The organism is Rothia sp. HMSC076D04 (assembly GCF_001814645.1).
GTDB lineage: Bacteria > Actinomycetota > Actinomycetes > Actinomycetales > Micrococcaceae > Rothia > Rothia mucilaginosa.
This window is the reverse complement of record NZ_KV817358.1, coordinates 1-8,349: the sequence shown is the minus strand read 5'-3', so window position 1 is coordinate 8,349 and position 8,349 is coordinate 1. Positions and strand designations below refer to the sequence as shown.

16 protein-coding genes are annotated in these 8,349 nt (G+C 57.8%); 12 read left to right on the top strand and 4 right to left on the bottom strand.

Features of this window, described 5'->3' with window-relative positions:
- Nucleotides 1-182: 182 nt before the first annotated feature.
- The 3 genes from HMPREF2980_RS00265 to HMPREF2980_RS00255 form a co-directional block, all read right to left on the bottom strand.
- Nucleotides 183-1,238 (bottom strand): tyrosine-type recombinase/integrase, encoded by a 1,056-nt coding sequence (locus HMPREF2980_RS00265; RefSeq protein ID WP_141755937.1) that lies wholly within the window; start codon nt 1,236-1,238, stop codon nt 183-185.
- Between the two features lie 400 nt (nt 1,239-1,638).
- On the bottom strand, nt 1,639-2,055 hold the full coding sequence (locus HMPREF2980_RS09270; protein WP_083313487.1) for an ImmA/IrrE family metallo-endopeptidase: 417 nt from the start codon (nt 2,053-2,055) through the stop codon (nt 1,639-1,641).
- 28 nt (nt 2,056-2,083) lie between these two features.
- Entirely contained in the window at nt 2,084-2,482 is a 399-nt protein-coding gene (locus HMPREF2980_RS00255) for a hypothetical protein (RefSeq protein ID WP_070689703.1), read from the bottom strand.
- A 102-nt stretch (nt 2,483-2,584) separates the two neighbouring features.
- Here HMPREF2980_RS00255 and HMPREF2980_RS00250 point away from each other — a divergent pair, with 102 nt between their 5' ends.
- Genes HMPREF2980_RS00250 through HMPREF2980_RS00240 form a run of 3 tightly spaced genes read left to right on the top strand, consistent with a single transcriptional unit; the run spans nt 2,585 to nt 3,318 of the window.
- Nucleotides 2,585-2,815 (top strand): helix-turn-helix domain-containing protein, encoded by a 231-nt coding sequence (locus tag HMPREF2980_RS00250; protein ID WP_070689701.1) that lies wholly within the window; start codon nt 2,585-2,587, stop codon nt 2,813-2,815.
- Between the two features lie 55 nt (nt 2,816-2,870).
- Nucleotides 2,871-3,077, top strand: a complete 207-nt coding sequence (locus HMPREF2980_RS00245) for a helix-turn-helix transcriptional regulator (protein ID WP_070689699.1) — start codon at nt 2,871-2,873, stop codon at nt 3,075-3,077.
- 13 nt (nt 3,078-3,090) lie between these two features.
- Nucleotides 3,091-3,318 (top strand): hypothetical protein, encoded by a 228-nt coding sequence (locus HMPREF2980_RS00240; RefSeq protein WP_070689697.1) that lies wholly within the window; start codon nt 3,091-3,093, stop codon nt 3,316-3,318.
- 247 nt (nt 3,319-3,565) lie between these two features.
- Here HMPREF2980_RS00240 and HMPREF2980_RS00230 read toward each other — a convergent pair whose 3' ends face one another.
- The gene (locus tag HMPREF2980_RS00230) at nt 3,566-4,252 is read right to left on the bottom strand and encodes a hypothetical protein (protein ID WP_070689694.1); all 687 of its coding nucleotides are present in this window, start codon (nt 4,250-4,252) and stop codon (nt 3,566-3,568) included.
- A gap of 65 nt (nt 4,253-4,317) precedes the next feature.
- On the opposite strand from HMPREF2980_RS00230, the gene HMPREF2980_RS00225 reads away from it, so the two are divergent.
- The 9 genes from HMPREF2980_RS00225 to HMPREF2980_RS00185 all read left to right on the top strand — a co-directional run.
- Nucleotides 4,318-4,863: a hypothetical protein gene (locus HMPREF2980_RS00225; protein ID WP_070689692.1), complete on the top strand. Its 546-nt coding sequence runs from the start codon at nt 4,318-4,320 to the stop codon at nt 4,861-4,863.
- A 35-nt stretch (nt 4,864-4,898) separates the two neighbouring features.
- Entirely contained in the window at nt 4,899-5,405 is a 507-nt protein-coding gene (locus HMPREF2980_RS00220; protein ID WP_070689690.1) for a hypothetical protein, read from the top strand.
- A 14-nt stretch (nt 5,406-5,419) separates the two neighbouring features.
- Nucleotides 5,420-5,626 carry a hypothetical protein gene (locus HMPREF2980_RS00215; protein ID WP_070689688.1) on the top strand — a complete coding sequence of 69 codons (207 nt, stop codon included), beginning with the start codon at nt 5,420-5,422 and terminating at the stop codon, nt 5,624-5,626.
- Entirely contained in the window at nt 5,619-5,969 is a 351-nt protein-coding gene (locus HMPREF2980_RS00210; RefSeq protein WP_070689687.1) for a hypothetical protein, read from the top strand. The genes HMPREF2980_RS00215 and HMPREF2980_RS00210 overlap by 8 nt, the downstream gene beginning before the upstream one ends.
- On the top strand, nt 5,953-6,243 hold the full coding sequence (locus tag HMPREF2980_RS00205) for a hypothetical protein (RefSeq protein ID WP_070689685.1): 291 nt from the start codon (nt 5,953-5,955) through the stop codon (nt 6,241-6,243). Before HMPREF2980_RS00210 ends, HMPREF2980_RS00205 begins: the two co-directional genes overlap by 17 nt.
- Before the next feature lie 96 nt (nt 6,244-6,339).
- Complete coding sequence (locus HMPREF2980_RS00200; protein ID WP_070689684.1) at nt 6,340-6,600, top strand: hypothetical protein; 261 nt, start codon at nt 6,340-6,342, stop codon at nt 6,598-6,600.
- A 19-nt stretch (nt 6,601-6,619) separates the two neighbouring features.
- Nucleotides 6,620-6,856, top strand: a complete 237-nt coding sequence (locus HMPREF2980_RS00195) for a hypothetical protein (RefSeq protein WP_070689682.1) — start codon at nt 6,620-6,622, stop codon at nt 6,854-6,856.
- A 24-nt stretch (nt 6,857-6,880) separates the two neighbouring features.
- Nucleotides 6,881-7,543 carry a hypothetical protein gene (locus HMPREF2980_RS00190; protein WP_070689680.1) on the top strand — a complete coding sequence of 221 codons (663 nt, stop codon included), beginning with the start codon at nt 6,881-6,883 and terminating at the stop codon, nt 7,541-7,543.
- A 74-nt stretch (nt 7,544-7,617) separates the two neighbouring features.
- Nucleotides 7,618-8,349: HNH endonuclease (locus tag HMPREF2980_RS00185; RefSeq protein WP_371440382.1), on the top strand; the 732-nt coding region annotated here is incomplete at its 3' end.

Here is an 8,349-nt window from a genome sequence, read left to right as displayed (position 1 = left end):
TAAACAAGGCTTTCTAAAACTAGCGGGATACGCGAGTATCCCTATGGTTTAGGGCAAATACCCCCGAAACCCCTTATTTATAAGGGATTTCGGGGGTATTTTTTCATGCCAAAACTGCAAATGGTGACAGTCTAATAGCAGTCTAGAGAGATTTCAAAGTGGGGAGTAAATGGGGACCAAATCTAGCCCGCCAGCCCCTCCAGCGCGTCCGCAAACGCCGCCTGCTTACTTCTCTGCACATAGGCGGCCCTCGTCATCTCCTCCGACGCATGACCAAGCTGCAGGGATGCCTCCGCAATACCCAACCTCTCGTCCAAGAAAGTGGCAGTAGTCTTCCTCAGCACATGCCAGGTCACCCACTCCAACTCCGAGCCCTTGAGCGCCCTACCAAGCCATGTCCTCGCCGAATTGTACGCCAAAGACTTACCGCCCTGCTCAAACACGAACACGGCGCCCTCACGGGCTTCTGAGCGCCGCCTCCGAAGCACCTCGAGAACAAAGGGCGGCACCTGCAGGGTACGAACCTCATGTGTCTTCGTATCTGCCTGCCAACCCGCCTTTTGAACGAGAGTGCCGCAAATGGTCACAGTCCCCGCCTCAAGATCAACATCTTGCCAGCGGATGCCAGCCCCTTCACCCCAACGGCACCCCGTCCCCAACAACACATCCACCAGATCAGCCAAATACCCGTTGTAGGTAGGCGTTGCCGGCACCGCAGACACGAGCCTCCGCAGCTCTTGAACCTGCTCCAGATCCAGCGCTCGCACTTCCTTTTTCTTGGTCTTCACCGGGCGAGTCGCTAGAACCGGGTTATGCGACAAAGCCCCAAGACGCACCGCCTCATCCAACGCCATCTTGAGCGTCAATCGCTGGTTATACCGCACACTAGGCAAATCAATGCCCGCCAGGTACGCATCCAGCGCCCCGGCAGTGAGCTCTCTCAGCTGCAAAGAGCCAAGATTCCGAGAAAGACGCTCAGCCCACAGCTTGTAATTACGCGTGGTATTCAGCGCCAACCCCTCATCCAAACCAGACACCCACCTATCCAGAGCCTCCCTCAGCGTCGTCGCCGAGGACAGCTCAGCACCAGCCACCGGCAGATTCGACAACTTCAACTTCACACGATGCTCAGCCGCCGCACGAGTAGGCCCCTGCGCCGTCACCTCCCGCCGCACGCCAGCACTATCACGAAAATAGACACGCGCCATCCAGCGTTTCGGCTTAATCCGCCGAGCCATAATCTTTCCATGAGAACCAATCGGAAGAGGGTCCCTAACCACCCGCTTCTCCTTTCACTTGCGCTCGCCCGCAGGTGACGCTAAACTCGGTCATCTCGTTCGAGCATTCCTTCAGCATGGACTGCACAGGAACCGCCCCGTCTACTGCCGGATACAGTAGGTGGGGCGGTTATCTTTTTTACCCAAAAACCGCCGCACGACACGCCGACACCTTGAGACTCTTGCCGCAATCGCCACGTGACGCTACACTACTTCGGCAATAACCGATAACTACGAGGCGGAACCTGCGAAGGTAAGCTGAGTCGGCATCTTATTGTTGTGTGAGTGAACCGCATCAGACGGATCTAAGCGCTTATTTCTCCTTACATTGATTGATGATGCACAGACGGGGCGGACTGGACTAGCTATCCAGACCGCCCCGTTTGCTATGCTCCCACAACCAAGCCGAGAGGATACGCTCAGTCACCTCAAGCTCAGCCGCCGCAGCAGGCAAAGAATCAGGAGCAACCGCCAACGCCGTGCGAACAGCATGTGGCTGCAGGAGCCAGCCGGCGGCAACGGTGTCGGCGCGGCGCTCGCGTTTGGTGGAGGCAACGTCGTCCATGGGGGAGTGTTCGTCGCCGTTGATTGCGTGGGCGAGCTCGTGGGCTATGACGCATCGTCGCTGTCGCCACAGGAGCCCGGGGGCGGTGAGTATGGTCCGGGTCTGCTCATCCCAGAGGGCGAGTGTACCGGCTGGTGGTTGAGCTTCGACGATGCGGATACCCAGGGACGCGGCGTGGCGCTCTGGATCGTATGTATTTGCTGTTGAAGTCATGAGAAGTTAGTGAATAGGGGGTAGTTGGTTAGGCGCCGGCAGGGTCTTCAGTAATGACCGTATCGGCAGGATGCGCGGCAAGCGTGTACCCTGCCTGCGATGCAGCTTCTGCACGTGCCAAAATCTGAGCCGCCAGCTGGGCGTCCGTAAGGGGAGTGGTCGCTTTTTCTCGCATTGCGTTGTCAGCTGCAGAGATAATGACCGTCATATCAACATTGAGTGCAGCACTGATGATTTTGAGGTCACGAACGGGGAGTGATCCTTCTGACCGATATACAGATCGGCTGAGCTTACTCTTGGAGATGCCAGTTTTTGCGGCTAGGGACAACAGGTCTTCGCCGCGCCGAACCATCCATACCTTGATTTCTCGGTTTACCAGGTCGTTGAAGGCATCTGCTTTGGATTGCAGGTCTTTAATGTCTGTCATGGGAACAGTCTATAAGATTTCTAAAAAAAATTCCTGTTTTGGGTTGCATATTCCAAAAAATAGGAATATGATAGTTGCATACCAACGAAAGGAGGCACTGGGATGCAGGAGGAGACCTTCAGTAAAAACATGCGAATGGCTCTAGCAATGAAAGGCCAGACGCAGCATAGTCTAGCCATAGCGTCAGGACTTCACCCTAGCCGCATTAGCGCAATTGCCACAGGTAAAGCGGATCCTCGCATTACTGAAGTGTGGAAGATTGCAGAAGCTCTACAGGTGCCTGTTACCTGGCTTCTTGAAGACCACGCTGCAAACCTGGGCACTACTGTCTAATTTTTTTGCCGACCATTCCTAAATTTAGGATTTGTTCCTAGAAAAGGAACAGGACATGCTGACTATCCCCGATAACGCGCTCACGGTCTGGAGCCCGGAAGAGCTTGCCGACAATCTCGGTATCTCGCCCCGAACTCTAGCCGCCTGGCGCAAAGCCAGGACAGGCCCCGCATACATCCGAAGCGGGGGACGCATCTACTACACATCGGCCGCGGTGACGGCTTGGCTCTCACGCCTCCCCGTCACCCACACCACCAACTAAGGAAGGAATACCAATGCAGGAACACCAGAACACAAAAGGCGCCCCCTTCACCATCGAAGTCTTTCACATCGCCCGAAACGGGCGAATCGTAGGTAGAAGCTTCCACCTCAAATGCAGCACCTGCGGAAAAGAACAGACCAAAGACGTTGAATCACTCAACTCCCTGCACCTCCAAGACGCACTTAAAGGGCTCTTCGAAGAATCTAGGCTCCACGCCAGCTCCCATGTTGACACCAACTAGCCGAGTAGCACTCACACACCACCAACTAAGGAAACACCAATGAACACCCCCGAAACCCAGAGGCCCACCCGCCCCCGGTTCTGCTCCGACGAAGCCATCCAGGAAATGTACAACATCATTGAGGACTTCGCCCTCTACGCAAAAGACCGTGATAGCACCACGGTGCATATCACGGTCAAAGAAGCAATTGCCGTCGTAGAGTCGGCGCTTGCACGACGCCGATTCCAACTCGCCGTCCGCGCGGAACCTAGAGGCCGATCGCCTTACGAGCAGCAGCCCAGGCAAGAGCCCTAGCGTTCTCGGGAACCTGCAGCCAGTCCCATGCACGGCGGTAGAACGCCTTCGCTTCGGGGTCTGTGGTGCGGTTAGACACTGCATCGACTAAAACAGTGAATTCCATATATGCGTTGTACAAGCTGAAGCTACCGCTCAGCTCATCGGAGAAAGCGGCCTCCACACGGCGCATAACCTCGTGGATGTACGCACGGAAAGAACTGCTCAGTCCCTGGTCGTCTGCAACGTAATCCGCGACCTCGCGAACCTTGGAAGCCATCGACTCACGCTGGGAGTCGAGCCAATCAAGCATCCCAGGTTCAGAGGAGTTAGCGAATGCATCAAAGGTACCCGCCAAAGCAGACAGCATGTCCAGCTCGTAGCTCTCTAACTGGAAGGAATAGTCCCACCCGTGGGGGTACTGGAAAATCGCTTGAGCCCACCGGGCGTAATACTTCGAGGCCCACGACAAATTATGTTTGGGGCGCTCAACTTCCGCGACCTTCACAAGACGCTGGATATCACGCAGCAGAAGCGCCGCATGCAAAGCCTGCGCGATTTCCTCCTCGGTATCCAAAGGGCGTGCATAACGTGCAGTAGCAGAGGGCTGCGACCAGCTCTCAAACACGCGAAGCAGCTCACGAGCAGGGTTAGCAAGCATTAGAGAACTCCTCACATAGTGACTATCAGGTTCATCAACCAACCATACCAACTAAGGAAGCACCAATGAACGAGAAACACCTAACCCCCGCCGAAGCGCTCGCCTTCGAGCACGCCCGCACCCTCTGGTGGGCACGGCACCTCACCGTACACGACCGAGACCCGCGTCTTCGCGGTAAGAAGGCACCCGCGCTCCACTGCGGGGCATGCCAGGAAGTCTACGCAGAGCTGAACCCCAGCAACATTGCCAGCACCATGGGCAGTGCCGCAGCCGAACACATCAAGACGGCACACCCCGACTTCTGGACGGAGCTCATTGCCCACGCGAACAAGTGCCTAGAAGCCGCACGCATCTGCTGGGACCGCAGGAACATCATCCGACCTGACCTGCGACCCACCCTGCACGAAAACGAGCTGTTCAAGAACCGCACGAACATCCACATCCCCTGCCCTATTGATTGCGGCGTCACCTTGCATGACGCGCTAACCAGCGACCAGATCAAGGATGAATCCACGCTCCAGTTCTCAGATGAAGCGGTAGACCACTGCATCACCCGCCTCGCAGAGCACCTGATGCGCCACCGCCGTAGCCAAATCGCGCAGCTACTCTAACCACCCACCACACACCAGCCAGTAAAGGACACACCATGACCACCCCCAAGACCAAGCGCGACCGTTCCGCCGGACGCCACCACCGCCACACCGCCATCCAGACAATCATCGACAACCACAACCAGGTCCGCACCGACATCGACAGCCTCGACAACAGCGTCGCCTGCCTCCAGGACGAACTCTGCGAGACCCGCCGCCTCACCGACCACCTCAACGGGAGGGTCGCACAGCACGCGAAGGACGTGAACGCCAACGTCGGATTCGCAATGCAATGCATCGTCGAGACCGAACGCAAGCTCACCGAAACCGAATGCGCAGTCGGAATCCTACAAGGCGCCGGCAAAGACCAGCGCAAGGCGCTCGCCCAGCTCGACCGCTACACCAAGCGTCTACATGCAAAGCAGACGAGCCAGAACCAAGACCTAACCCTAGTTCGTGCTGACCTCGCGGAGATGGAAAAGAAATTCATCACCCTCGCATGGATCACCCTCGGAATCTGGCTCGCCGCAGCACTCACCATCCTTATCCTCCTCCTCATCTAGACCAAGGACACACCATGACCACCGACCGCACTCTCCGCACCGCAAAAGCCCTTGTCTGGGCTTGCGCGCTCGCCTCCGTCGTCATCATTGGAATCGGCACCGCACAGCCCACAATCACCTTCCGAGCAATCATCTTCGCGATTGCGCTCGCCCCTGCTTCCGCCGCAATCCTCATCGGCAGCTTCATCAACGACCACACCCACGGAGAACCCAATGGCTAAATCAACGCTGAGCGACCTGCCCACCCTCACTGAATGGTTGAAGGCACACCCCGGCGAGCACCTGCCCCCCGCCGCAACCGTCGCGCGTGAAGCAGGCATCAAAGAAACCACACTGCGAGCCTACGCTGGCGACTCCATCAAAGCGGCTGTCACCTCCCGCCTCCGCCCCGCGGCGAGGGGAGACTTCAACGGGAACTACTGGTACCGCCCCGAAGACGTCGAGGCATGGCTGGAGAAACGCGCAGCTTCCAAACAGCTCTGCCGCCGCCACATGCAAGCAATCCACTGGCGCAAGAAACGCCTACCCATCCAAGGAAACACCACCAATGACCAACAAGATTGACCTGCCCCACAAGACCATGTTCGAGGCATGCAACCCCGGCACCAAGCTCGTCTCTGAAAGCCAGGTCGCAGCCGCCGCCGGTATCAAGGTCAGTACTGTCCGCACCTACTCAGGTGCCGCTGTTCGAGCCGCCGGCATCCGCCTCCGCCCAGTAGCCAAAGACGATGACGGACGCTACTGGTACAAGACCTCAGACGTCGAAGTCTGGCAACGCAACCGCGCCGCAGGCAAAGCCCGCTACCGAGCAATGATGACAACCTCCATCAACATCTAACCAGCCCAACAAGCTTCCCCCGCCGTCCCTTTTCCTACAGTAGCCACACAGGCGGCGGGGGACCCCACCCACCACACCCCCCAAGGAAACACCACCATGGCAAGCCACAAGATCGCAATCGAATTCGTCCACGCCACCGCAACCGGCGAAAAAGACATCATCCACACCTACGCCTACTGGGACGGCCGCCGCGGCGGGGATGAGCGCACTAAAGCCATCATCGACGCAGTCGCCACAGCAATCGCCCCCCGAGCCTGCAGCACCTTCGACGTCCACCCCGGCGGCGACGTCTACCTCTACACCGGAGGCTACCCTCGACGAACGATGCTCTGGGCAACCTACACCATCATCAGCTAAGGCTAAGGAAGAAACACTGATGCAAGAACACCAGGAACACGAAGGCTTCCCCTTCACCGTCGAAGTCCTACAGCTCACCAGGGACGGGGAAATCGTAGGCAGATGCTTCCGTATCACATGCGGCACCTGCAGGCAGAGAAACACCAAAGCCGTTGAATCACTCAACTCCCTGGTCCTCCAAGACGCATTTGAAGAGCTCTGCGAAGAAGCCAAGCTCCACGCCAGCTCCCACGACGACACCAACTACGCCGAATAAGCACCCACACCCCAAGGACACACCATGAACCGCTACCACCCGATCGCAGCACCAGACACCGACCTCACCATCAACGGCACCACCATCCGCCACATCTACGACGCTGACCGCATCTGGGTCCACAACACCGACATCGCAGAAGCAATCGGAGCACTCGCCAAAGGCAGCCTCCTCACCGGCGTCTCCAACAAATGGAAGTGCAAATGGCGCGAAGACCTCGGCGGCGGCAAAGCAACCCGCGCCGCAACCTACATGACCACTGAAGGGCTCCTGCAGCGCTCCATGAGCATGAAGCGAGACAGCGACAGCTACCCCCGCCTGCGCGAAGCAATCGACCAGATCCGCACCCTCGAAGCGGCGCGCCGAACCCGGCATGCCGAAGCACTCACCACCGCGGCACATGGAGCCGACCCCAAGGACGAACCAACTCTCCCTATGACGCTCACCCAGCCGCCGGCGCTCACCGCTGAAGCTGCTGAATCGCCGCAGGAATCAGCAGAGGTACTCGGTCGCGTCGAAGAGGCGAAGAAGAGCCTCGCCCCGTTCACCCCCGCCGCACTGCGCAACGCAAACCTCGGTAAGCGCCAGCGTCAGGTACGCGAGCGCATGTCCCAAATCCAGCATCTGCTTGACCTCCTGTATGAGGATTTGGTGGATGCCGCCCTTGAGAAAGACATCACTAATTAGCAGTGCTCTGCTGATTCTGACCAAGTTGTAGAGAAAAATGTTCTACACTACTACCACCGCAAGGAGCCCCCCTCATGCCCTGGCTGAAAGTATCTGATACAGCCGCTCAGCATCGCATTGTGTGGCGAGCGCTGGAGATTCCTGGCGCGAGCATGCAGTCGATGTGGTCGTTGTTTGGTCAGGTGCTTGCTTTGGCTGTTGAGGCGGCGGCGTTCAAGACGAACTATGTTGTTGAGCGCGGCTCCATTCTGAAGTTCACCGGTACTCCGGATGCTGCACAGAAGTTCATCGCTGATGCGACGTTCTGTGGGTACCTTACCGGTGAGGTGCCGCTGGATGATGGGCGTATCGCCTATCGTTTGGTGGAGGATGAAGACCTGTTCCATATGCGCCTACGAGAGGAGATTGATTGGGAAAACAGGCGGCGTAATGACACCCGTAACGGTGCGTTGATTGTGCCAATTCGTGCTCGCGACGGCGATGCATGTCGTTGGTGCGGCAACGTCGTTTACTGGGGTAACCAGAAGGGCGGCCGTGGCGCGACCTATGACCATTTGAATCCTGGAGTTCCTGCAGAAACTCCGGAGGATATGGTCGTGGCGTGTCGAAGCTGCAACTCGTCCCGCAAGGACAATGCTGGTTGGGCGGTAGATCTTCTACCTGCCCCGTCGAGGCCGTATTTTAGTGCAAAGAGCGCGGCTTGGCTGACTGAGAATGGGGTGCCCACCAAGGCATCCGCTCCGTCAGATAAGCCGGTTGGTAGGTCGGTCGTGGCCACCTCGCAGGTAAGAGAGTTCTCCCGGAGT